The 21848-nt window shown below is 69.5% G+C and carries 23 protein-coding genes; 7 read left to right on the top strand and 16 right to left on the bottom strand.

Translation table 11 applies throughout. From position 1 onward, the window contains the following. Nucleotides 1-76: 76 nt before the first annotated feature. Genes trmD through rpsP form a run of 4 tightly spaced genes read right to left on the bottom strand, consistent with a single transcriptional unit; the run spans nucleotide 77 to nucleotide 2124 of the window. Nucleotides 77-766: a tRNA (guanosine(37)-N1)-methyltransferase TrmD gene (gene trmD / locus NS283_RS08950; protein ID WP_058596517.1), complete on the bottom strand. Its 690-nt coding sequence runs from the start codon at nucleotides 764-766 to the stop codon at nucleotides 77-79. Nucleotide 767: 1 nt separating this feature from the next. Next, nucleotides 768-1472, bottom strand: coding sequence for a ribosome maturation factor RimM (rimM, locus tag NS283_RS08945; protein WP_058596516.1), 705 nt, complete (start codon nucleotides 1470-1472; stop codon nucleotides 768-770). Further along, nucleotides 1472-1702, bottom strand: coding sequence for an RNA-binding protein (locus NS283_RS08940; RefSeq protein WP_013586345.1), 231 nt, complete (start codon nucleotides 1700-1702; stop codon nucleotides 1472-1474). The genes rimM and NS283_RS08940 overlap by 1 nt, the downstream gene beginning before the upstream one ends. Nucleotides 1703-1707: 5 nt before the next feature. Next, nucleotides 1708-2124, bottom strand: a complete 417-nt coding sequence (gene rpsP / locus NS283_RS08935; protein ID WP_058596515.1) for a 30S ribosomal protein S16 — start codon at nucleotides 2122-2124, stop codon at nucleotides 1708-1710. A 194-nt stretch (nucleotides 2125-2318) separates the two neighbouring features. Here rpsP and NS283_RS08930 point away from each other — a divergent pair, with 194 nt between their 5' ends. Beyond that, nucleotides 2319-3482 (top strand): glutamate--cysteine ligase, encoded by a 1164-nt coding sequence (locus NS283_RS08930; RefSeq protein WP_058596514.1) that lies wholly within the window; start codon nucleotides 2319-2321, stop codon nucleotides 3480-3482. 58 nt (nucleotides 3483-3540) lie between these two features. Further along, entirely contained in the window at nucleotides 3541-4260 is a 720-nt protein-coding gene (locus tag NS283_RS08925; protein ID WP_058596513.1) for an SGNH/GDSL hydrolase family protein, read from the top strand. Nucleotides 4261-4285: 25 nt separating this feature from the next. Here the strand turns inward: NS283_RS08925 and ffh are convergent, their stop codons facing one another. Continuing rightward, complete coding sequence (ffh, locus tag NS283_RS08920) at nucleotides 4286-5830, bottom strand: signal recognition particle protein (RefSeq protein WP_058596512.1); 1545 nt, start codon at nucleotides 5828-5830, stop codon at nucleotides 4286-4288. Between the two features lie 52 nt (nucleotides 5831-5882). Next, entirely contained in the window at nucleotides 5883-6431 is a 549-nt protein-coding gene (locus NS283_RS08915; protein WP_058596511.1) for a TetR/AcrR family transcriptional regulator, read from the bottom strand. A gap of 66 nt (nucleotides 6432-6497) precedes the next feature. Between NS283_RS08915 and lipB the strand changes: the two genes are divergently transcribed. Further along, on the top strand, nucleotides 6498-7136 hold the full coding sequence (gene lipB, locus NS283_RS08910; protein ID WP_058596510.1) for a lipoyl(octanoyl) transferase LipB: 639 nt from the start codon (nucleotides 6498-6500) through the stop codon (nucleotides 7134-7136). Next, nucleotides 7133-8167 carry a lipoyl synthase gene (lipA, locus tag NS283_RS08905; protein WP_058596509.1) on the top strand — a complete coding sequence of 345 codons (1035 nt, stop codon included), beginning with the start codon at nucleotides 7133-7135 and terminating at the stop codon, nucleotides 8165-8167. Before lipB ends, lipA begins: the two co-directional genes overlap by 4 nt. Before the next feature lie 30 nt (nucleotides 8168-8197). On the opposite strand, the gene NS283_RS08900 is transcribed toward lipA, so the two are convergent. From NS283_RS08900 to smc, 3 genes are read right to left on the bottom strand one after another with little or no spacing between them, the layout of a single operon-like run. Then, nucleotides 8198-8698 carry a DUF2004 domain-containing protein gene (locus tag NS283_RS08900; protein WP_058596508.1) on the bottom strand — a complete coding sequence of 167 codons (501 nt, stop codon included), beginning with the start codon at nucleotides 8696-8698 and terminating at the stop codon, nucleotides 8198-8200. Nucleotides 8699-8749: 51 nt separating this feature from the next. After that, nucleotides 8750-9622, bottom strand: a complete 873-nt coding sequence (ftsY, locus tag NS283_RS08895) for a signal recognition particle-docking protein FtsY (RefSeq protein ID WP_058596507.1) — start codon at nucleotides 9620-9622, stop codon at nucleotides 8750-8752. 4 nt (nucleotides 9623-9626) lie between these two features. Next, nucleotides 9627-13148: a chromosome segregation protein SMC gene (smc, locus tag NS283_RS08890; protein ID WP_058596506.1), complete on the bottom strand. Its 3522-nt coding sequence runs from the start codon at nucleotides 13146-13148 to the stop codon at nucleotides 9627-9629. Nucleotides 13149-13589: 441 nt separating this feature from the next. Here smc and NS283_RS08885 point away from each other — a divergent pair, with 441 nt between their 5' ends. Together NS283_RS08885 and NS283_RS08880 are read left to right on the top strand one after the other, a co-directional pair. Further along, the gene (locus NS283_RS08885; protein WP_058596505.1) at nucleotides 13590-13856 is read left to right on the top strand and encodes a hypothetical protein; all 267 of its coding nucleotides are present in this window, start codon (nucleotides 13590-13592) and stop codon (nucleotides 13854-13856) included. 62 nt (nucleotides 13857-13918) lie between these two features. Then, nucleotides 13919-15001: a GNAT family N-acetyltransferase gene (locus NS283_RS08880; RefSeq protein WP_058596504.1), complete on the top strand. Its 1083-nt coding sequence runs from the start codon at nucleotides 13919-13921 to the stop codon at nucleotides 14999-15001. A 10-nt stretch (nucleotides 15002-15011) separates the two neighbouring features. Here NS283_RS08880 and mutM read toward each other — a convergent pair whose 3' ends face one another. The 6 genes from mutM to NS283_RS08850 all read right to left on the bottom strand — a co-directional run bounded on the left by mutM (nucleotide 15012) and on the right by NS283_RS08850 (nucleotide 20438). Then, the gene (gene mutM, locus NS283_RS08875) at nucleotides 15012-15902 is read right to left on the bottom strand and encodes a bifunctional DNA-formamidopyrimidine glycosylase/DNA-(apurinic or apyrimidinic site) lyase (protein WP_058596503.1); all 891 of its coding nucleotides are present in this window, start codon (nucleotides 15900-15902) and stop codon (nucleotides 15012-15014) included. Further along, nucleotides 15895-16587: a ribonuclease III gene (gene rnc, locus NS283_RS08870; protein ID WP_058596502.1), complete on the bottom strand. Its 693-nt coding sequence runs from the start codon at nucleotides 16585-16587 to the stop codon at nucleotides 15895-15897. Before rnc ends, mutM begins: the two co-directional genes overlap by 8 nt. Before the next feature lie 10 nt (nucleotides 16588-16597). After that, entirely contained in the window at nucleotides 16598-16807 is a 210-nt protein-coding gene (gene rpmF / locus NS283_RS08865) for a 50S ribosomal protein L32 (protein WP_013586329.1), read from the bottom strand. 2 nt (nucleotides 16808-16809) lie between these two features. Beyond that, complete coding sequence (locus NS283_RS08860; protein WP_058596518.1) at nucleotides 16810-17304, bottom strand: YceD family protein; 495 nt, start codon at nucleotides 17302-17304, stop codon at nucleotides 16810-16812. Nucleotides 17305-17723: 419 nt separating this feature from the next. Beyond that, nucleotides 17724-18221 carry a pantetheine-phosphate adenylyltransferase gene (gene coaD / locus NS283_RS08855; protein ID WP_058596501.1) on the bottom strand — a complete coding sequence of 166 codons (498 nt, stop codon included), beginning with the start codon at nucleotides 18219-18221 and terminating at the stop codon, nucleotides 17724-17726. Nucleotides 18222-18248: 27 nt separating this feature from the next. Then, a complete protein-coding gene (locus NS283_RS08850) occupies nucleotides 18249-20438 on the bottom strand; it encodes an ATP-dependent DNA helicase RecG (protein ID WP_058596500.1) in 2190 nt (729 codons plus the stop codon). Nucleotides 20439-20515: 77 nt separating this feature from the next. Between NS283_RS08850 and rsmD the strand changes: the two genes are divergently transcribed. After that, entirely contained in the window at nucleotides 20516-21079 is a 564-nt protein-coding gene (gene rsmD, locus NS283_RS08845; RefSeq protein ID WP_058596499.1) for a 16S rRNA (guanine(966)-N(2))-methyltransferase RsmD, read from the top strand. Nucleotides 21080-21091: 12 nt separating this feature from the next. Here the strand turns inward: rsmD and NS283_RS08840 are convergent. Beyond that, nucleotides 21092-21848, bottom strand: a 757-nt coding sequence (locus tag NS283_RS08840) for a thiamine-phosphate kinase (protein WP_058596498.1), incomplete at its 5' end; no start/stop codon positions are given.

Here is a 21848-nt window from a genome sequence, read left to right as displayed (position 1 = left end):
CTCTCCGACTGAGATCTCGCACGGATGACGGATGCCGCGGCCTCGAGGCCGCGGCATCCGTCATCCGTGCGAGATCTCAGTCGGAGAGAAGGTCGGGTCGGCGTTCCCGCGTTCGCTCGAGCTGCTGCTCGCGCCGCCATGACGCCACCGCACCGTGGTTGCCGCTGAGAAGGACCGGCGGCACCTCGCGTTCGCGCCAGACGGCCGGCTTGGTGAAGGAGGGGTACTCCAGGAGTCCGTCTTCGTGCGACTCCTCGACGAGGCTCTCGGGATTTCCGACGACACCGGGGATGAGACGGCCGATGGCCTCGACCATCGCCATGACGGCGACCTCGCCACCGTTCAACACGTAGTCGCCCAGCGATATGAGGCGTACGTCGCCGAGCTCATCGGCGTAGTCGAACACGCGCTCGTCGATCCCCTCGTAGCGACCGCAGCCGAAGACGAGGTGCGACGCCGTGGAAAGTTCGCGCGCGGTCGCTTGGGTGAACCGCTCACCGGCGGGCGACGGGAAGATGATGACGGGGCGGGACTCGGCGTCACGCGTGACGTCGTCGAGGGCTTCGCCCCACGGTTCGGGCTTCATGACCATGCCCGCTCCCCCGCCGTACGGGGTGTCGTCGACGGTGCGATGGCGGTCGTGCGTGTAGTCACGGAGGTCGTGCACCCGGACGTCGAGGAGACCTGTCGTCCGCGCCTTCCCGAGGAGCGACACCTCGAGGGCATCGAAGATCGTCGGGAAGATCGAGACGACGTCGATACGCACGTCAGTCCTCGCGACGGGTGTCGTCGGCGCTCGCGGCGTCGGCGATCTCGGCGTCCTCGCTCATGACGGCCTCGCTCGTGGCGTCCTCGGGCTCGGGCCCGTCGGCGCCGGTCGGCTCGTGCTCGTCGCCCTCATCGCTCGGGAGGTCTTCGAAGAGACCGGCGGGGGGCGTGACGACCACGCGTCCGCCCTCGATGTCGACCTCGGGCACGATGGCGCTCACGAAGGGGACGAGAACCTCTCGATCCTCACCGGAGGGGCGCACGATCAGCAGGTCCTGCGCGGGGAAGTGGTCGACCCGGACGACACGTCCGACGGTCTCGCCCTCGCGCACGACATCGAGGCCGACGAGCTGGTGGTCGTACCACGCGTCGTCTTCGGCCGGGGCGTCGGCGGTGTCCTGGTCGATCCACAGGATCGCCTTGACGAGCTCTTCGGCGGCCGTGCGGTCGTCGACGCCTTCGAAGAACGCGACCGGGTGCGAGTTCATCCACCGGAACTCGCGGACCGTCAACGGACGACCGTGCCACGGCGACGACTCCGGCACCTGCAGCGTGAACGTGTTACCCGGGACGAAGCGACCCTCGGGGTCATCGGTGTAGAGCTCGAGCTTGAAGGCGCCCTTGAGGCCGTGGGCCTTGACGAGCCGCCCCACGCGGAGCTGAGTCTTGGCGGGCTGACCGCCCGCGGGTTCGCCGGCCGCCATCAGTCGTCGGCCACGTCGACGCGCACGCGGCGCCCGTCGGCGAGGGCGGACACGACGGTACGCAGAGCCTTGGCGGTGCGTCCGCCGCGCCCGATCACGCGACCCCGATCATCGGGGTGCACGCGAACCTCCAACACGTCGCCACGGGGCGAGGTGCTGGAACGGATGGTCACGTCCTCGGGGTGATCGACGATCCCCTTGACGACGTGTTCGAGCGCGGCAGACAGCACGGGACTTACTCGGCCGAGGTCTCGGCGGCGTCGTCGGCCGAAGCGTCGGCTGCGGGAGCCTCGGCCTTCTTCTCGGCCTTGGGCTTGACGACCGACTTCTTGCCGGCCTCAGCCTCGAAAGCAGCCTTGGGCTCGCGCACCTTGACGGTGGACACGGCGTCCTTGTCGCCCTTGAACTTGCCCCAGTCGCCCGTGAGCTTGAGGATCGCAGCGACCTGCTCGGTGGGCTGAGCGCCGACAGAGAGCCAGTACTGCGCGCGGTCCGAGTCGACCTCGATGAACGAGGGCTCCTCGGTGGGGTGGTACTTACCGATCTCCTCGATCACGCGGCCGTCGCGCTTGGTGCGCGAGTCGGCGACGACGATGCGGTAGTAGGGCGCACGGATCTTACCGAGACGCTTGAGACGGATCTTGACAGCCACGAATTTTCTCCTGGATGGTGAAAAGCGAACGAACCGATCGCCTGGAGCGTGGGGTGCACACCCGGCGGAAGCTCAAAAAAGGCGGGCCGGCACTGGATAGAGGGTCGAGTGCCTGGTCCGACCCTCTATTCTGCCAGATGACACGGCGAGGCGCGAAACAGAACGTCGCGCGTGTCCCGTGTCAGACTGACCGGATGACGCTGCAGTTCGCTTCCTCAACGCGCTCCTCCGTGGGGCTGGAGTGGGAGCTGATGCTCGCCGACCGCGAAACGGGCGATCTCGTTCCCCGAGCCCCCGAGATCCTGGAGCTCGTCGAGGAGCGCACCGCGCTCGAACGCTTCACGGTGACGGGAGAACTGCTCACCAACACCGTCGAGGTGACGAGTGGCGTCGGGGACACGGTCGCCGCCGCCGTCGACGACATCGGCGACGCCATCTGCGCGCTGCGCGAAGAGACAGAGCCGCGTGGCATCGAGCTGCTCTGCGCCGGCAGCCACCCCTTCGCTCAGTGGTACGACCAGCAGGTCACCGACAAGACGAGGTACCACACGCTCATCGAGCGGACCCAGTGGTGGGGTCGCAACATGATGATCTGGGGCGTGCACGTCCACGTCGGCGTCGACAGCGTGGACAAGGTGCTGCCGATCGTCAACGCCCTGACCGTCTATCTGCCTCACCTGCAGGCGCTCTCGGCATCCAGTCCCTTCTGGGCCGGCGAACGGACCGGATACGTCTCGAACCGCTCCCTCGTCTTCCAGCAACTGCCGACGGCGGGGCTCCCCTGGCAGCTCCAGACGTGGGATCAGTTCGAGTCCTACCTCGACGACATGGTCCGCACGGGTGTGATGGCGGATGCCACCGAGGTGCGGTGGGACATCCGTCCGGCCCCGCGCTGGGGCACCGTCGAGATCCGCGCGTGCGACGGCATGTCCACGCTTCCCGAGCTGGCCGCGGTCGCCGCTCTCGCCCAGACACTCGTGGAGCACTTCTCCCGACTCCTCGACGAGAGCAAAGAGCTCCCGGGGATTCCGCCATGGTTCGCCCGCGAGAACAAATGGCGCTCCGCGCGGTACGGGCTCGACGCGCGGGTCATCGTCGACCGGGACGGCACGCAACGGCCGGTGGTCGAGCACCTGCGGGAGACGATGGAGGAACTCGCCGACATCGCCGTCGAGCTGAAGTGCGCGCGGGAGTTCGCGGGCCTCGAGACGATCCTCGCGACCGGGGGCAGTTCCGCGCGGCAGCTCGCCGTGGCCGAAGCCGCCGACGGCGACCTGCGTGAGGTCGTGCAGCATCTCATCCGGGAGTTCCGCGCGGGCCCGACGCTGCGAGAGCATCTGGCGGCTCTCCGCGCGTGACCGATCCGGCGCTCGGGCGCTCGGCGGATTCTCATGGCCGCGCCTCTAGGATCGCGCCATGACCCCCGTTCGTTCCCGCTCGGCGCGCTCCGTGGCCGTGCTCCTCGCGGGTCTGGTCGCGACCTTGACCGCATGCGCGCCCGAACCGACCGCGCCGCAGCCCGAACTGACCTTCGGCGTGGAGTCCCCCGCTGCCGCTCCGGCTACCACCACTCCCCCGCGCCTGCGCGTGGTCACGGTGGGCGACTCGCTCATGTCGGGTGCGGGGCTGACGATCGGTGAAGCGTGGCCCGATCTCATGGCGTCCCGAGCCCACCTCGCGCTGACGAACCTCGCCTGCGGAGGGATGGGGTTCGTCGTCGAGGGCGAGTGCGGAACGGCCTACGCGGGCTTCGCACCCGCCGTCGCCGCCCTGCAGCCGGATCTGCTCATCGTGGAGTCGTCGAGCAACGACTTCTGGCAGGACCCCGATGAGATCCGCGCGGACACCACTGCCACGGTCGACGAACTCCATCAGGCCGTGCCCACCGCCCGCATCGTCGGATTGAGCACGATCTGGAACGACGAGTCCGACATCCCGGACGACAACGCGGTCACGTCCGACGCGCTCCACGATGCGATCGACGCGGTCGGCGGGACGTACATCGACATCGGCCAGCCCCTGCTCGGGCACCCCGAGTGGCTGCAGGACGACGACGTTCACCCGACGGCTCGCGGCCAGAAGGCGATCGAGCAGACGATCGTGTCGGCCCTGCAGGACGCGGACGTCCTGCCCTGAGGCCGACCGCGCCGCCGCGTCGACGTCAGCCGCGTCCGAGCATCTTCTGCAGCTCGGCGAGATCGGCCTCCGTCGGCGCCTTCTGACCGCCCAGCCCGAAGCCCGAGCCCGTCGGAGCGGTGGATGCCGCGATGCCGGCGTTCTCGGCCGCGCGCTTGGCCGGGTTGCCCGAACGCGACCCCTTCGCCTTCTGCTGCTTGCCGCGCTTCGACGACGCGCCCGGCTTGCCGCCCACCGGACCCATGCCGGGGATGTTGGGCACACCGCCGCGAGCGACCGTCTTCATCATCTTGGCGGCCTGCTCGAAGCGCTGGACCAACTGGTTCACGTCGGTGACGGTCATACCGGAACCGCGCGCGATACGCAGGCGTCGGGAACCGTTGAGGACCTTGGGATTACGACGCTCACCCGGCGTCATCGAACGGATGATCGCCTCGGTGCGGTCGATCTCGCGCTCGTCGAAGTCCTCGAGCTGCTGCTTCATGTTTCCCATGCCCGGGAGCATCCCGAGCATCTTCTTCATGGAGCCCATCTTCTTCATCTGCTGCATCTGCTCGAGGAAGTCCTCGAGCGTGAAAGTCTCCGTCGCGAGCTTCTCGGCGACCTTCATCGCCTCGGCCTCGTCGAAGGCGTTCTGCGCCTGCTCGATCAGGGTGAGGATGTCACCGAGGTCGAGGATGCGGGATGCCATGCGGTCGGGGTGGAACGGCTCGACGTCGTCGAGGCCCTCACCGGTGGACGCGAAGATGATCGGGCGACCGGTGACCGAGGCAACCGACAGCGCGGCTCCACCGCGCGCATCACCGTCGAGCTTCGACAGCACCACGCCGGTGAAATCGACGCCGTCCTGGAACGCCTTCGCCGTGTTCACGGCATCCTGACCGATCATCGAGTCGATGACGAAGAGAACCTCGTCGGGCTGCGTTGCCTTGCGGATGTCGGAGGCCTGCTTCATCAACTCGGCGTCGACGCCCAGGCGACCCGCGGTGTCGATGATGACGATGTCGTGCTGCTGGCGCGTGGCGTAGGCGACTCCGTCGCGAGCGACCTTGACCGGGTCGCCGACGCCGTTGCCCGGCTCCGGAGCGTAGATCGCGGCCCCCGCGCGCTCCGCGACGACCTGCAGCTGGTTCACGGCGTTCGGTCGCTGGAGGTCACAGGCGACGAGAAGGGGCGTGTGGCCGTCCTTCTCGAGCATCTTCGCGAGCTTGCCGGCGAAGGTCGTCTTACCCGAGCCCTGCAGACCGGCGAGCATGATGACCGTCGGCGGGTTCTTCGCGAACTGCAGACGACGCTGCTGGCCGCCAAGGATGCCGATGAGCTCGTCGTTGACGATCTGCACGACCTGCTGCGCGGGGTTGAGGGCGCGGTTGACCTCGTCTCCGAGGGCGCGCTCGCGAACCGCGGCCGTGAACTCCTTGACCACGGGCAGCGCCACGTCGGCGTCGAGCAGGGCGCGGCGGATCTCGCGAACCGTCCCGTCGACGTCTGCGGGCGTGAGCTGGCCCTTCTTCCGGAGGTTGCGGAAGGTCTCTGTGAGCCGGTCGGAGAGGGTGCCGAAAGTCGCCATGATGAGTCGAGTTTACGCGGGGCGCGGCGACCGCGCCGCCCCGACGGGAGGGTCAGGCCCCGCCGAGGGCTTCGGCGAGGGTCTCGGGAAGCGACCGGCCCGCTGCCGTGCGGTCGGCCCACGCCCAGACAGACGCCAGGACCGCCGCCGACAACGCTCCCGCTCGCACTTGAGCCACGAGCGGCGCCACCCCATCGCGCACCAGGCGCGCCGCGATCTCGCGCTGCAGGTGGAACTGACGCACCGCGCGGTCGCGGTCGAGTTCGGCGGCGATCCCCATGGCATCCGCGTTCGTGATCGCGAGGGCCAGCGCATCGGGAGTCAATCCCTCACCGATCGACGTGAGCGCCTCGCTCGTGTCGACGCCGTCGCGCAGGAGGGCGACACCGCGCGCCGACTGCTCGTCGAACCCCGACCACAAGACGTCGCTCTTGGCCGAGAAGTAGTTGAAGAAGCTGGAACGGCTCACGCCGGCGCGACGGGTGATGTCGGATACCGACGTCGCCTCGTATCCGCGTTCGAGGAACAGCTCGCACGCCGCCTCGGCAAGGACCTCGCGTGACGAAGCGCGCGGGCGTCCACTGCGGCTCGGCGAGGTCATGCCGCCAGCCTAGAAGACGCTCCGACATGTATTGTTAGACGCAATCCAACAACGGCGGGAGCCGAGATGCTCGACATCGATCACGTGGGGTTCGCCCCGGACTACGTGCCCTACCTCGACGGCTGGGCGCAGCAGCGGCGCATCCACGCGGACGTGGTCGCCGGGCGTCGCCCCGACACGCTGCTCCTGCTCGAACACGAAGCCGTGTACACCGCGGGCAAGCGCACCGAGGATCACGAGCGGCCCGACGACGGCACGCCGGTCATCGACGTCGACCGCGGCGGGAAGATCACCTGGCACGGGCCGGGTCAACTCGTCGGCTACCCGATCGTGCGTCTGCCGGAGCCGGTGGACGTCGTCGCGCACGTGCGCCGCCTCGAGTCGCTGATCATCGCCGCCCTCGCACCGATCGGCGTCGACGGCATCCGCGTGGAGGGCCGCAGCGGCGTCTGGGTGCAGCGCCCGCTCGGCCTGGACAAGGTCGCGGCGATCGGCGTCCGCGTCGAGAAAGGGGTGACCATGCACGGCTTCGCCGTCAACTGCGACAACTCATTGGCCGCCTTCCGGCGGATCGTCCCGTGCGGGATCTCGGATGCCGGCGTGACGACCGTGAGCGAGGTGATCGGAGCCGACGTCTCCCCTGGCGACCTCGTGCCCCGCATCGTCGACGTCTTCCACGCCGAGTACGCGGGGGTGGCGGCATGAGCACCTGTGGCACCGGAACGGCCGGGGTCCCGGCATCCACCGCTCCGAACGGACGCAAGCTGCTCAGGCTCGAGGTCCGCAACGCGGAGACGCCCATCGAGCGCAAGCCCGAGTGGATCAAGACCAAGGCGAAGATGGGCCCCGAGTACACGGCCCTGCAGAGCCTCGTGAAGAACGAGGACCTGCACACCGTCTGCCAGGAGGCCGGGTGCCCGAACATCTTCGAATGCTGGGAGGACCGCGAGGCCACCTTCCTCATCGGGGGATCGCAGTGCACCCGTCGGTGCGACTTCTGCCAGATCGACACCGGCAAACCCGCCGACTACGACACCGACGAGCCGCGTCGCGTGGCCGAGAGCGTGACACGGATGCAACTGCGGTACGCCACGGTCACGGGCGTCGCCCGCGACGACCTCCCGGACGAGGGCGCGTGGCTCCACGCCGAGACCGTTCGGCGCATCCACGCGGAGAACCCCGGCACCGGCGTCGAGATCCTCGCGACCGACTTCTCGGGCAACCCCGCGCTGCTCGAGGAGGTCTTCTCCTCACGGCCCGAGGTCTTCGCGCACAACGTCGAGACGGTGCCGCGCATCTTCAAGCGCATCCGGCCGGCGTTCCGATACGAGCGATCGCTGGGCGTGCTGACCGCGGCGCGCGACGCCGGGCTCATCACGAAGTCGAACCTGATCCTCGGGATGGGCGAGGAGCCCGAAGAGGTGGTGCAGGCGCTGAACGACCTGCACGAAGCCGGGACCGACATCATCACCATCACCCAGTACCTGCGTCCGACCCCGCGCCACCTCCCCGTGCAGCGGTGGGTCAAGCCCGCCGAGTTCGTCGAGTTCAAGGAGGAGGCGGAGCGCATCGGCTTCCTCGGGGTCCTGGCCGGACCGCTCGTGCGCTCGTCGTACCGCGCCGGGCGCCTGTGGGCGCAGTCGATGGTGTCGAAGGGGCGCGAGATCCCGCCGCACCTCGCTCACCTCGCGAAGGACATCGCGGCGGACGGCGTGGACTTCGCTCAGGCGGTCTGAGCGGGTCGCGGACCGACCGCGCGCCGACGGTCAGTCGGCGCTCGTGACCGACTGCACCGAGCCGTCGGACGCGAGGTTCACCAGCAGCACGTCGTCCGTGGCATCCGGATCGAGGGCGTACTCGAGAACGGCGAACGGGTCCGTCCCGCCGTGCTCGTCCGCGAGGATCGTCACGCTCATCAGCTGCATCGACTTGATGACATCGATGTGCGTGTCGCCGGACGGGTCGATGAGCAGGTCGTCGATCTCCTCGCCGAGCGTCGCCTGCTGCTGGAGGATGTACTCAGTGACCTCGCTGGTGCGGGAGTCGAGTTCGCCCACCATGGCGTTCCGCGCAGCCAGGTCGATGGCTTCGAGCGCCGAGATCATGGCGGCCGCGACATCGAGGGCCTCGACGGACACGTCGTCCTGGTCGGGGGCCGTGAGATCGACGGTCACACTCTGGTCGCCGAACTCGACGTTCTCCGACCAGAAGATCGACCCGTCGGGCCCGGACTCGAGGAGTCCGAAGAAATCGTGCTCGATCGCCATACCCCCAATGAAACCAGGCGGCACGCGCTTCGGGAAGGCGACCCGCCCGGGTCAGTCGACGAGCGACGCGGCGAAAACGTGCGGCGTGAAACCGGTGAGGTCGTTGATGCCCTCGCCCTGGCCGAGCAGCTTGACCGGAATGCCCGTGCGCTCCTGCACGGCCAGCACGAATCCGCCCTTCGCCGAACCGTCGAGCTTGGTCAGGACGAGACCCGTGACCCCGGCGCTGTCGAGGAAGGCCTGGGCCTGCATGAGCCCGTTCTGACCGGTCGTCGCATCGAGCACGAGGAGCACCTCGGCGATCGGCGCCTGCTTCTCGATCACCCGCTTGATCTTGCCGAGCTCGTCCATGAGCCCACCCTTGGTGTGCAGACGGCCGGCCGTGTCGACGAGGACGATCTCGGTGCCCGTCTCTTTCGCGTGGGCGACCGTCTGGAAGGCGACGGATGCCGGATCCTGGCCCTCGTGCTGCGGACGCACGATCGCGGCTCCCCCGCGCTCCGCCCACGTCGCGAGCTGGTCGACCGCTGCGGCGCGGAAGGTGTCGGCCGCTCCCACAACGACGCTGCGCCCGTAGCGCTGCAGGAACTTCGCGAACTTGCCGATGGTCGTCGTCTTGCCGACGCCGTTCACGCCGACGACGAGGACGACGGCCGGACGCTCGGTGAGCCGCAGGGTCGTGTCGAACTTCGCGAAGTGCTCTTCCAGCGTCTCCTTCAGCATGCGCTGCAGATCGCGCGGGTCGGTCGTGCGAAAGCGCTCGACCTTCTCGCGCAGCTCGTCGACCAGGCGCTCGGTCACGTCGGGTCCGAAGTCGGCCGTCAGGAGGGCGGTCTCGAGGTCGTCCCACGTCGTCTCGTCGATCGTGGGTTTGACGAACAGGCCGCGCAGCGCGCGTCCGAGCGACCAGGAGTTCTCAGCCATTGCTTCAGCTTACGGGGGCGGCTTCGCGTGCGGCCGCAGCCCGATCGCCGATGCGCTGGCCGACGACCGCAGACACGCCGTCCTGTCGCATCGACACGCCGTACAGCGCGTCGGCGATCTCCATCGTGCGCTTCTGATGCGTGATGACGATCAACTGACTGCTCGAGCGCAGCTTCTCGAAGACCCCGAGGAGCCGCCCGAGGTTGGCGTCGTCGAGAGCGGCCTCGACCTCGTCGAGGATGTAGAACGGACTCGGCCGGGCCGTGAAGATCGACGTCAGGAAGGCGACGGCCGCGAGCGAGCGCTCCCCGCCCGACAGGAGCGAGAGCCGTTCGATCTTCTTCCCCACGGGGCGGACGGAGACCTCGATCCCCGTCGTCAGCGGGTGCTCCGGGTCGGTGAGAGAGATGCTCCCCGAGCCGCCAGGGAACAGGATGGGGAAGATCTCGGTGAACGCGGCGCGGGTGTCTTCGAAGGCGGCGACGAAGATCGTCTGCATTCGCTCGTCGAGCTCGGCGATGATCGTCTGCAGGTCCGCGCGCGTCTGTTGCAGATCGGCGAGCTGCTCGGTGAGAAACGCGTGGCGTTGCTCAAGAGCGGCGAACTCCTCGAGGGCGAGCGGATTGACGCGGCCGAGTTGGCCGAGCTTCCGCTCGGCGTCCTGCAGTCGGCGCTTCTGTCCGGCCCGGTCGAACGGGACGGCCTCGCCGTCCCCCTCCGCGGGAATGAGCTGGTCGGGTCCATATTCCGAAACCAGAATGTCTTCGTCGAGGGCGAGCTCGGACTGCACGCGCTCCAGCAGGCTCGTGACGTGCAGTCGCTTCTCGTGCATCTGGAGTTCGAGCCCGTGAACGCTCTCGGTCAGGCGCGCGAGCCGCTCCCGGACTTCGGACTCTTCGGCGCGCGCGCGGGAAAGATCCGCCGAGACCGCGGTGCGAGTCGCCTCCGCCGTGGCGAGCTCCACGCGGGCGTGGCTCACCGAGCGATCGACCGAGTCGAGGAGCGCGGGGAGCTGAGCCGCGACCTCCGCCGCAACCTCGCGCTGCGCACGCCGGATCACTGCCCGGCGCGCGGCTTCCTCGGCAGCCGCGCGTTCGCGCTCCCGCTGGTTCTCGAGCTGCACGATGCGCGCCTCGCCCGCGCGAACCCGCTCCTTCAGCGTCTCGATGTCGAGACGTGCGCGCATCTCCGTCTCGCGGGCCGCCTCGAGCTCAGCGACCATGCCGTCGCGCGCGGAAGCGTCGAGGATCGGTCGAGGGGCCTCGAGGGCTCGGGCCAGAGCGGCCTCGGCTGCGGCGGACGCATCCTCGGCCTCCGCGACCGCGGCTGAGGCCTGCGCGAGGCCCGCCTCCAGGCGCTCGCACTCCGCCACCGCAGCCTCGTGCCGGACGGTGACGCGATTGACCTTCTCGGCCTGAGCCGCCAGCGCGGCGTCGTGCGCACGGAGCGTGGCGAGGGTGTCTTTCGTCCGCTGTCGCGCGTCGGAGAGCGCCCGTTGAGCATCGCTGAGCGCTTCCCGCAGCGAGTCCGCGACCACGACGATCTCGGCGAGCCGCTCCGCAGCGGCATCGCGCTCCGCGGCGAGTTCGAGCCTCGAACGCCCGGCGCCCGAACCTGCGCGCAGCGTGTGAACAGTCAGGACCTCGCCAGCACGCGTCACGAGGGTCGTACGGTCGTCGAGGGAGGGAAGCGCCGACTGCGCGGCATCCAGGTCGTCGACGACGACGAACCGGGCCAGGATGCCGAGGATCCCCGGCGGTGCGGTCACCACGTCCACCGCTCGCACGCCCCCCGCCGGAACGCTCACCGCGGGCGCGTCGACCGATGCGTCGGCAAGGGCGATCTCGACCACGCCGAGGTCGTCGTCGGCGGCGACACGGGCCGTCGCGAACGCCGCGGCCGAATCGTCGACGAGCACACCCTCGGCGAGCGAGCCCAGAGCAGCCGCCACGGCCGCCTCGTAACCCGACGTCACCTTGACGCCGTCGCCCACCAGTCCACGTACCCCCGGCTGGCCCGAAGCGACGAGATCGGCGGCGGCATTGCGTACGTCCAGCGCGCGACCCAGTGCGGTGGTCTGCGCGGACAGGGCGTCGCGTTCGCGCTCCGCCGCGTGCAGGCGCTCCCGCAACTGCGCCACTGCCGCCTCCGCGTCGTTCGCATCGCGCTGAGCACGCTCGTAGGCCGCCGCATGCTCCGCAGAATCCGCTTCCGGCGCGATCGTCGGACCCAGAGCGGCGAGGGCCTCCTCGGCCTCCGCGCGACGGACCAGTGCCGCGTCCAGGGCGCGCTGTTGGCGCTCGACGCCCGCGAGCACGGCGTCCCTCGTCGAGGCGGCGGAGGCCGCCGCCCCGCGCAGCGCCGTGAGCTTCATGTCGTGCTCCGAGACGAGCGCGCTCTGTGCGGCGATGTCGACATCGAGGGCGTCGAGATCGGCGCGGGCCCGCGCCACCGCTCGGGCGGCATCCGCGGCGGCATCCTGCGCGTCGCCCAGACCGGCGGCGATGTCGTCGATCTCGCTCCGGACGTCATCGATCGCCGACTGCGACACGGTGGGCGCGAACGCGCTCGTGTCGCGGTCGTCGTCGGAGAGCAGGGCGAGGCGTTGTCCCGCGAGCGTGTACAACCCACGGAGCCGCTCCTGCACCTGCTCGAGCGAGAACGCCACGCGTCGGGCCTGATCGACCGCCTCGGATCGCTGCTCTTCCTCGAGTCGTTCCACGCGATGACGCAAGCCCTCCGCCTGCTCCTGCAGGACCAGACGCTCGGTGTGCCGTTCGGTCTCGGCCCGCGCCGCGTCCGCGAGCTGACTGCGCAGGCGCACCAGATCGTCGGCGAACAGGCGGGCCTTCGCGTCTCGCACGACCGCGGCGATCGTGGCCGCCTCTCGGGCGATCTCGGCCTGTTTCCCGAGCGGCTTCAACTGCCGGCGGAGCTCCCCGGCGAGATCGCTGAGACGAGTGAGGTTCGTCTCCATCGCCTCGAGCTTGCGGACGGTCTTCTCCTTGCGGCGGCGATGCTTGAGGATGCCCGCCGCCTCCTCGATGAAGCCCCGACGGTCCTCGGCGGTGGCTTGAAGCACCGTGTCGAGACGCCCCTGACCGATGATCACGTGCATCTCGCGACCGAGGCCCGAGTCGCTCAGCAGCTCCTGGACGTCGAGGAGGCGACTCGTCTGACCGTTGATCGCGTACTCGCTGGCCCCGGTACGGAACAGCGTCCGACTGATCGTCACCTCGCTGTAGTCGATCGGGAGGGCGCCGTCCGAGTTGTCGATCGTGAGCTGTACCTCGGCGCGCCCCAGCGGGCCCCGTGTCGAGGTGCCGGCGAAGATGACGTCCTCCATCTTGCCGCCGCGGAGTGTCTTCGCCCCCTGCTCCCCCATGACCCACGCGAGAGCGTCCACGACATTGGACTTGCCGGATCCGTTCGGACCGACGATGCAGGTCACACCGGGCTCGAGCGCGAACGTCGTCGACTGCGCGAACGACTTGAAGCCCTTGAGCGTCACGCTTTTCAAGTGCATGTCGCCGCGCCTCCCGTCTGATCGTCGACGCCTCACGCTACCGGAGAAACCGCGGAATTCCGGGGCGGCGAGCCGCTCGCTCCGCGAAGACGCGCCCGGGATCTCGCGGAATCTGAGCGCGAGCTTGACATTCGCTGACAGCCTTCGCTAGCGTCGGGGGTCGCAACCGACGACGGAAGGAGGTCCTCCCATGATTCGCAACACCACCGGCTTCATCGCCACCGGCTTCACCGCCGCTCCCGTGCTGTCCGCACCCTTTGCCGGAGTGACCACCGCCGTCGGAATGCCCGTCTTCCTGGGCTGACCCCGTCGCGTCGAGACGCCCGTCGTCTCCGCTTCTCGCGCCGCATCCATCGGATGCCGAGCGTTCCGGATCATTCGATCCCTCGCGAGCACCGCTCGCCTTCTCCTTTCTTCATCTCTTCTCACCGGAGCCTCCGCATGAGCACTCTGCCCACGCGCGCGCCGCAGCACACCGCGGCCACGCCCACCGTCTCTCTTCCCACGATCGTCGACCGACCTGTCGGTCTCGTCGACCGTCTCACCCTGCGCCTCGGCCTGTGGCTGTTGACGCGCCACGCGGCTCGCGTGCACGTCATCGAGCTGCGCACGACGAGCGCGCACCGCGCTCGGGTGCAGTACGCCGAACGGAGCCAGCGTGAACGCGACTGGTACCGGACGGCGTCACTGATGCGTCCGACCATCTGAATGGTGTGCGCCGCCCCGCTCGGGCGGCGCACACCGTCCCATCCCCTCACGAAAGACACCTGATGACTTCGCTCCCCGACGGCGTCGAGTTCCGACGCCTGCACATCCCCGCCTCCATCCACGACGATGACGCCGCGGACTTCCGCGAAATGACCCGCGTGCGCAACCTCGTGTACGCCGAGATCTCGGGTCACGACGATCACTCCATGCCGGCGGACGAGCTTCTGCCGAACTTCCAGCCCGACCCCGCGCAGGTGCGTCTCTCGTGGCTCGTTCTTCTCGACGGCGAGGCGGTGGGTCGTATCGGTCTCGACCTCCCCCAGGAAGACGGGGCTCGTTCGGGCTACTGGCTCGTCGAGCTTCTTCGATCGGTCTGGGGACGCGGCATCGGTCGCGCCGCCTACGCGCTCGTCGAACAGACCGCTCGAGAGCACGGTCGAACCGTGCTCCAGTCCTGGGCCGAACACCCCGCCGCCGACGGGCCTCACCTCGAGGCTCCCACCGGCTTCGGATCGGTGCCACACGATCACATCGCGCGGTACTTCCTGGCATCCGGGCACGCTCTGGAACAGGTCGAACGCAACAGCGCTCTCGACCTGACGACCGCGGAGCCCCGCCTTCGCGCGCTCCTCGCCGAAGCCGAGTCGGCCTCCGCCGGATACCGGGTCGTGCAGTGGGTCCTCCCGACCCCCGACGAGTTCGTCGACGGAATGGCTCTCATGAAGGAACGCATGGTGACCGACGCCCCGGCGGCGGGACTCGAGTTCGACGAGGAGAAGTGGGATGCCGATCGCGTGCGCCGCTACGAGCGCACCTACCTCGATGCGGGACGTCTGCTGCTGATCACGGCCGCGCAACACATCGACAGCGGGGACCTCGTGGCCTTCAACGAACTCGCGATCGGCAAGGACCGCACGGCCGCGACGTCTCAGCACGACACCCTCGTCGTGGGTACTCATCGCGGGCACCGCCTCGGCATGCTCGTGAAGTGCGCGGGTCTGCTCGCGTGGCGCGACATCGCGCCCGCCTCGCCGCGCGTGCTCACCTACAACGCGGAGGAGAACCGTCCGATGCTCTCGATCAACGAAGCGATCGGCTTCGTGCCGGTGGCTTACGAGGGGGCGTGGAAGAAGGTGCTCGACTGACGTCAGTGGGTCAGCGCAGGCGCTGGCAGTGCGGGCAGAAGTGGCTCGAGCGATTCATGAACGACACCCGCACGATGGGTCGGGCGCACCGGGGACACGGCTGACCGGTGCGCCCGTACGCGTTGAGCGAGTGCGCGAAGTAGCCGGCCTGCCCGTTCACGTTCACGTATTGCGCGTCGAAACTCGTTCCGCCCTCGGCCAGTGCCTTGTCGAGCACCGCGCGGACCTCGCCCAGCAGACGATTCACGGCCCGGGTCGGGAGGGCGGATGCCGAGGTCTCGGGGTGAATGCGCGCCGCCCACAGCGACTCATCGGCGTAGATATTGCCGATGCCGCTCGCGACGGTCTGGTCGAGCAGCACGCGCTTGATCCCCGAGGCCGTGCGCGCGAGTCGCGCCCGGAAGCGCCCGACGTCGAAAGCGGGGTCGAGAGGATCGCGCGCGATGTGCGCGACCTGCGTGGGCACGCGAGCGAGATTCGACCCCCGTCCGGCCGCCGCGCCGTCGGGCGTGTCGACGAGCTGGTCCACGGCCAGCGAACCGAACGTCCGCTGATCGGCGAACACGACCGAGAGCGGACCGTGGACGGGGTGCTCGAGCTCGATGCGGATGCGCTCGTGGCGCTCCTCGGGGGCACCCGGGACCCGGAGCAGCATCTGCCCGCTCATGCCCAGGTGGGTGACGATCGCCTCGTCGTCGGAGAACGGCATCCAGAGGAACTTGCCCCGCCGAACGGCGGCGCTGATCCGCTGTCCGGTGAGCGCCGCCTCGAAGTGCGCCGCTCCGCCGGTGTGACGGGTGAGCGCTCGCTCGTCGCGAACGTCGACCGACGCGATGAGCGCACCGGTGACGGCGGGTTCGAGACCGGCGCGGACGACCTCGACCTCGGGAAGCTCAGGCACGCGCGTCGAGCTCGCGCCAGGCCGTGAGCGCCGCGGCCATCTCGGCCTGCTTCTTGCTCGACCCGGTTCCCGTGGTCACCACGTCTCCGACCGTGACGGTCGCCGTGAAGCGCCGGTCATGATCGGGGCCGGACGCCTCTACGGCGTAGGTGGGTGCGGGCAGCGAGAGGCGAGCCGCGATCTCTTGCAGGCTGGTCTTCGGGTCCATCGCCGCGCCGTACCGGGCTGGGTCGGCCATCAGGGGCTCGACGAGTCGCAGAACCATTGCGGTCGCGGCATCCGGACCGGCCGACAGATATGTCGCACCGATGAGCGCTTCCATCGTGTCGGCGAGGATCGAGTCCTTGTCGTTGCCGCCGGTGAGGATCTCGCCCCGGCCGAGCCGGACGTGCTGGCCGAGACCGATACCGCGAGCGACCTCGGCGAGGGCGATCGTCGAGACGACGCCGGCGCGCCGCTTGGCGAGCTGGCCCTCGTCGAGATCCGGATACCGCGTGAAGAGGCGCACGGTCACGGCCTGACCAAGCACGGAGTCACCGAGGAATTCGAGGCGCTCGTTGTGCGGGATGCCGCCGTTCTCGTAGGCGAACGAGCGATGTGTCAGCGCGAGCGAAAGAAGCTCGGGGTCGATGTCGACCCCGAGCTTCTCGGTGAGCGCTGAACGCTCGACGTTGTTACGCGTCACGAATCGCCGATCAGACGTCGGCGACCTTGCGGCCCTTGTACTCGAGGAAGAGCTCAGTGCCCTGCGAGTCGGTGACGACCTTCGCCTGGTGGGGGCGGCTGTAGACGACCTTGCCGTTCTCGATGGTCTTGACGAGCGCGGGGGCTTCGGCCTTCCACTGCGCGCGACGCGAACGGGTGTTGGAGCGGGAGACCTTCCGCTTCGGGGGGTTACCTGCCATGTCTAGCTCTTCTCTGTCTTGGGGGCGGCGCGGAGCGCATCGCCGTCGTCTGGGGTGTACTGCTGGAGCGCAGCCCATCGAGGATCAACGGACGACTGCTCCGTGTCGCCGGGGCTTTCCGTCAGCTTCTCGCCCGTCACCGGGTCGAGCCCGAGGCAATCCGGCTGACACACCGGCTGGAACGGAAGCGACAGGACAATGGCATCCCGGACCAGATTTTCAAGATCCACGTGGTCGTCTTGAACGTCGAAGTCACTCGCTTCATCCCCAGGATACGCGAAAAGTTCCTGGAACTCGACTTCGACAGGCTCCTCGATGTCGATCAGGCAGCGTCCGCAGACCCCGGTGGCGGTGGTGTCGACGGTTCCCGACACGAGGATTCCCTCGTGGACCGACTCGAGACGCACCTCGAGCTCGAGCGGCTCCGCCTCGGGAACGGAGACGAGACCCTCGCCCCATTTCTCGGGCGCGGGGATCTCGAGGCTGTGCTCGCGCATCTCGCCCGGCTTGCGCTCGATGTCGCGCACGGGGAGCTGGAAAGGTCCGGGGCGGTGGGTTCTCACGGGGGTCCATGCTACCCGGGCGGCCCTGGGGAGGGGCCGGACGACGCGGTCCGGTGGCCGCTCGGTCGGTGCCGGAGCGGCGCGTCCCTCCGGTCGGCGCCGCGGCCGCGCGTCCGTGCGGTCGGAGCCGCGGCCGCGCGTCCGTGCGGTCGGCGCCGGAGCGGCACGTGCCTCCCGTCGGTGCCGCGGCCGCGCGTCGGTGCGGTCGGAGCCGCAGACACACCCATAAACGCGATCCGCTCACAGAAACGCGTGCTGCACGTGTTTCCGTGAGTGAATCGCGTTTATGCGGGGGCGCTGAGCGCGTGCACGGCAGCTCGAGCCGTGAAGAGCCCCGCCGAGAACCGCGGAGGTCAGATCCCGCGCGCGCCGGTGTCGAGGAACCGCGCGACCGCGGGCGGCACGTACGGTGAGACATCGCCCCCGAGACCGGCGACCTGGCGCACCAGAGAACTCGACACGAGCGCGTGAGAAGGGTCTGGGAGGAGGAAGACCGTCTCGACGTGCGCGAGATCCCGGTTCACGATCGCCATCGGCGTCTCGTAGGCGACATCGACCTGCGACCGGATGCCTTTGACCAGCACCTTCGCGCCGACCTCGGTCGCGTAGTCGACGAGGAGCCCCATGCTCCACGCCGCGACGACCACGTCGCCCTCGACACCCGCCTCGGCGATCGACTGCTCGAGCAGCGACTGTCGTTGGGCGATCGGCAGCATCGCTTCTTTGCCGGGATTGTGCACCACGAGAACGTGCAGCTGGTCGAAGAGACCGGCCGCGCGCCGGATCACGTCCAGGTGCCCCAGCGTGGGCGGGTCGAACGAGCCGGGAACAACGGCGATCCGGGGGTCCATGCCGCCAGCCTACCGACGGCCACGTGCTCAGGACTTCGCGAGCGCCGCACGTTCTTCGACGCCGAGACGACGCTCGAGCGCAGCCGCCAGCCCCGGATGCCGCTGCAGGGCCGGATCGTCGGCGAGAAGCCGCTCGCCCTCGGCGCGCGCCTCGGTGATGAGGTCGGCGTCGGTGACGACGCGCAGGAGACGCAGCGACGAACGCACGCCCGACTGCGCGCCGCCGAGCACGTCGCCCTCGCCGCGCAGTTCGAGGTCGACCTCGGCCAGCGCGAAGCCGTCGAGCGTCGCCGCCACCGCGTCGACCCGCGCGCGCGACGACGTGCCCGGCGCCGCCTCGGTGACGAGCAGGCACAGGCCGGGAAGACCGCCACGACCGACACGACCGCGCAGCTGGTGAAGCTGCGAGACACCGAAACGATCGGCCTCGAGGATGACCATCGTCGACGCATTGGGGACGTCTACACCGACCTCGATGACCGTGGTGGCGACGAGCACGTCGATGTCGCCGCGCGCGAACGCCTGCATCACGGCATCCTTCTCATCGGACGGCATCTTTCCGTGCAGGATCTCGACGCGGATGTCGGCGAAAGCCGGCAGGCGCGACAGCAGGGCCTCGACCTGGACGACGCCCCACCGCGTTCGGTTGGTCTCGTTCGGAGGGGCGGTCGCGGCACCGTCGGGCGCATCGGCCGGCTCGTCGGTCTTCTCGTCGGCCGTGAGCTGCTCGGCGTCGATCGCGGCACAGACGACGAAGGCCTGGCGTCCCTGCGCGACCTCCTCGGCCACGCGGTCCCACACGCGTGCGAACCAGCTCGGCTTCTCGGCGAGGGGCGCGACGAACGATTGGATACCGGCACGCCCGGCCGGCATCGTCCGGATCGTCGACACGTCGAGATCGCCGAACACCGTCATCGCGACGGTGCGGGGAATCGGCGTGGCCGTGAGCACCAGGGTGTGCGGAGAATCGCCCTTGGCGCGCAGGGCCTCTCGCTGGTCGACGCCGAAGCGGTGCTGCTCGTCGACCACGACGAACCCGAGGTCGGCGAACGTCGTCGTGGAGCTCAGGAGGGCGTGGGTGCCGACGACGATCCGCGCCTGACCGGATGCGACGCGCAGGGCGGCCTTACGCCGCTCCGCAGCGGGAAGCTGACCGGTCAGCAGCGTCGGCATGAGTTCGGGCGCGAGTTCGGGACCGAGCATGCGGGCTATCGAGCGCAGGTGCTGCGCGGCGAGCACCTCGGTCGGGGCGATCAGTGCCGACTGCCCGCCGGACTCGGCGACCTGCAGCATGGCGCGCAGGGCCACGAGGGTCTTGCCCGAGCCGACCTCGCCCTGCACGAGACGGTTCATGGGCCAGTCCCCCACCATGTCGGACTGGAGCTGGGCCCCCACGCTCTGCTGGTCGGGCGTGAGCTCGAACGGCAGGATGCGGTCGAAGCGTTCGAGGAGTCCGCCGGGATGCGCGGGGCGTTTCGTCGCCGAGAGCGCACGCACGAACTGACGCTGCTGCAGCAACGCCGTCTGCAGCACGAATGCTTCCTGCATACGCAGCGTCGCCACGGCGGGCGGGATGTCGTCGTCGTTCTCGGGACGGTGGATCTGCTCGAGCGCCGCGCGGGCGGGGAGCAGACCACGCCGCGCTCGCAGATCGGCGGGGAGGGGATCGTCGATGCCGCCGAGCGAGTCGAGGACGAGCGAGATCGTCTTCTGCACGAGGGGACTCGGCACGGTCGCCGTGGCGGGGTAGATCGGAATCGGTCGCTTCGCGCTGACCTCCGCCTCGGCACGTGCCTCGGCGATGTCGTCGAACAGCTCGTAGTCGGGATTCGTCAACTGCGTCTGCCGGCGATACTCGCCGACCTTGCCCGAGAAGATGCCGCGCCTGCCCGGGGTGAGGTCTTTGAGCCGCCACGGCTGGTTGAAGAACGTCAGCGACAGGCGACCGTCGCCGTCGCTGATCACGACTTCGAGCAGCGACCCCCGACGGTTCTGCATGCGCCGCTCGCTCGCGCTCACCACCTCCGCCACGATCGTGACCGGTTCGCCCAGGGGCAGAGTCGAGATCGGGGTCAGCTCACCGCGCCGCGCGTACCGCCGAGGGTAGTGCTCGAGGAGCTCGCCGACGGTCTTCACGCCGAAGGCGCGGTCGAACGCCGCTGCCGTCTTGCCGCCGATCGCTCCGTCGAGACGGGAGGCGAGCGACAGACCGGGCATGCGTCGAGTCTAGGGACGACAACCGACATCGTCGGCGGCTCCCGCTTCGCTCGGGCGAGCGACCGTAGGCTGGCAGGGTGACGCGCATCATCTCCGGCCGTGCCGGCGGCACCGTGCTCGAGGTCCCCGCGAAGGGCACACGCCCCACGAGCGACCGCGTGCGCGAGTCGCTCTTCGCGGCGCTCGAATCCGCCGACCTCCTCCGTGAGGCACGCGTCGCCGACCTGTACGCCGGCTCCGGAGCGCTCGGACTCGAGAGCCTCAGCCGTGGGGCCGCCTCAGCCGATCTCGTCGAGCTGTCCGCTCCCGCCGCCGCCGTGATCCGCAAGAACGCGGATCGGCTGCGCACCGCGGGCGTCGAGGCCCCCGTGCGGGTGCATCGCGCGAACGTCACGACCTACCTCTCGGCATCCGGAGCCGAGTGGGACCTCGTGTTCATCGACCCGCCCTACGACGTGGGCGACGACGAGCTCACCCGCGTGCTGATCGCCCTCGCGCCACGGCTGAGTCCGGACGCCGCCGTCATCGTCGAGCGCGCGAAGCGTTCCCCCGCGCCGGACTGGGCCGCCGCCGGGCTCGAGCCCGAACGCGAACGCACCTACGGCGACACGACGATGTGGTGGGGTCGACCGACCGCGTGAGGGCGTGGGCCGTCAACCGCGGCCGGTATCCCAATCGCGGTAGGGGTCCCAGCCCGTACGACCCGTCCACGGCGACCCGTCCACGGTGATCGCGTGCTCTCCGCGCGCCTCGACCGTTCCGACACGGCGGCCGAGAGGAGCGGCCTCCGCGGAGAACATCACGAGGAACCCGTGGTCCTCTCCCCCGCCGAGGGCGAGCGCGGGGTCGTCGCCCAGAGCGGCGGAGTCGAACGCGATGGTCACGTCCGACGCATCCGCCAGGCGCGTCGCATCGAGCGCGAGACCATCCGAGATGTCCATCATGGCGGTGGCACCCGCGTCCGCGGCACGCAGCGCGTCGGCGATCGGCGGTCGGGGGGCGAGCTGGCGCGACAGCGCGTGCGCGTCCGCCGCCGTGAGGCTCGCGCGCGCCTCGGGCGTGACGGCCACGGGAGTGCCATCGGCATCCGTGTACCGACGGAAGAGCAGGTCGATGCCCTTCGCGGCCGGTCCGAGTTCGCCGATGACGTAGACGCCGTCGCCGACCCGCGCACCCGAGCGGCGCACGGGAGCGCGTCCGTCGAGCGAGCCGAGTGCCGTGACCGCGATCGTGAGGGTGTCCGAGACCGTGAGGTCGCCGCCCTCGACGGCGCAATCGGGCGCGAGCTCGGCGCAGGCGTCGGCGAGCCCCTCGGCGAAGCCGCGGACGAACGACACCGGAGTCGCGTCGGGCATCGCGAGGGCCACGAGAAGAGCGATCGGCCGCGCACCCATCGCGGCGACGTCGGCG

This window comes from Microbacterium testaceum (assembly GCF_001476285.1).
In the GTDB taxonomy this organism is placed as follows: Bacteria; Actinomycetota; Actinomycetes; order Actinomycetales; family Microbacteriaceae; genus Microbacterium; species Microbacterium testaceum_B.
The sequence above is the reverse complement of the archived record's forward strand: the minus strand, read 5'-3'. Positions and strand labels throughout refer to the sequence as shown.

Bases quoted from the DNA above. Each gene is read 5' to 3' on its own strand.
- NS283_RS08860 (WP_058596518.1), bottom strand. From the start codon at position 17,304: ATGCGCGAGCACAGCCTCGAGATCCCCGCGCCCGAGAAATGGGGCGAG.
- NS283_RS08900 (WP_058596508.1), bottom strand. From the start codon at position 8,698: ATGGCGATCGAGCACGATTTCTTCGGACTCCTCGAGTCCGGGCCCGAC.
- rimM (WP_058596516.1), bottom strand. From the start codon at position 1,472: ATGGCGGCCGGCGAACCCGCGGGCGGTCAGCCCGCCAAGACTCAGCTC.
- lipA (WP_058596509.1), top strand. From the start codon at position 7,133: ATGAGCACCTGTGGCACCGGAACGGCCGGGGTCCCGGCATCCACCGCT.
- NS283_RS08915 (WP_058596511.1), bottom strand. From the start codon at position 6,431: ATGACCTCGCCGAGCCGCAGTGGACGCCCGCGCGCTTCGTCACGCGAG.
- ffh (WP_058596512.1), bottom strand. From the start codon at position 5,830: ATGGCGACTTTCGGCACCCTCTCCGACCGGCTCACAGAGACCTTCCGC.
- smc (WP_058596506.1), bottom strand. From the start codon at position 13,148: ATGCACTTGAAAAGCGTGACGCTCAAGGGCTTCAAGTCGTTCGCGCAG.
- NS283_RS08925 (WP_058596513.1), top strand. From the start codon at position 3,541: ATGACCCCCGTTCGTTCCCGCTCGGCGCGCTCCGTGGCCGTGCTCCTC.
- coaD (WP_058596501.1), bottom strand. From the start codon at position 18,221: ATGGACCCCCGGATCGCCGTTGTTCCCGGCTCGTTCGACCCGCCCACG.
- rpmF (WP_013586329.1), bottom strand. From the start codon at position 16,807: ATGGCAGGTAACCCCCCGAAGCGGAAGGTCTCCCGCTCCAACACCCGT.
- lipB (WP_058596510.1), top strand. From the start codon at position 6,498: ATGCTCGACATCGATCACGTGGGGTTCGCCCCGGACTACGTGCCCTAC.
- NS283_RS08885 (WP_058596505.1), top strand. From the start codon at position 13,590: ATGAGCACTCTGCCCACGCGCGCGCCGCAGCACACCGCGGCCACGCCC.
- NS283_RS08930 (WP_058596514.1), top strand. From the start codon at position 2,319: ATGACGCTGCAGTTCGCTTCCTCAACGCGCTCCTCCGTGGGGCTGGAG.
- ftsY (WP_058596507.1), bottom strand. From the start codon at position 9,622: ATGGCTGAGAACTCCTGGTCGCTCGGACGCGCGCTGCGCGGCCTGTTC.
- NS283_RS08880 (WP_058596504.1), top strand. From the start codon at position 13,919: ATGACTTCGCTCCCCGACGGCGTCGAGTTCCGACGCCTGCACATCCCC.
- NS283_RS08850 (WP_058596500.1), bottom strand. From the start codon at position 20,438: ATGCCCGGTCTGTCGCTCGCCTCCCGTCTCGACGGAGCGATCGGCGGC.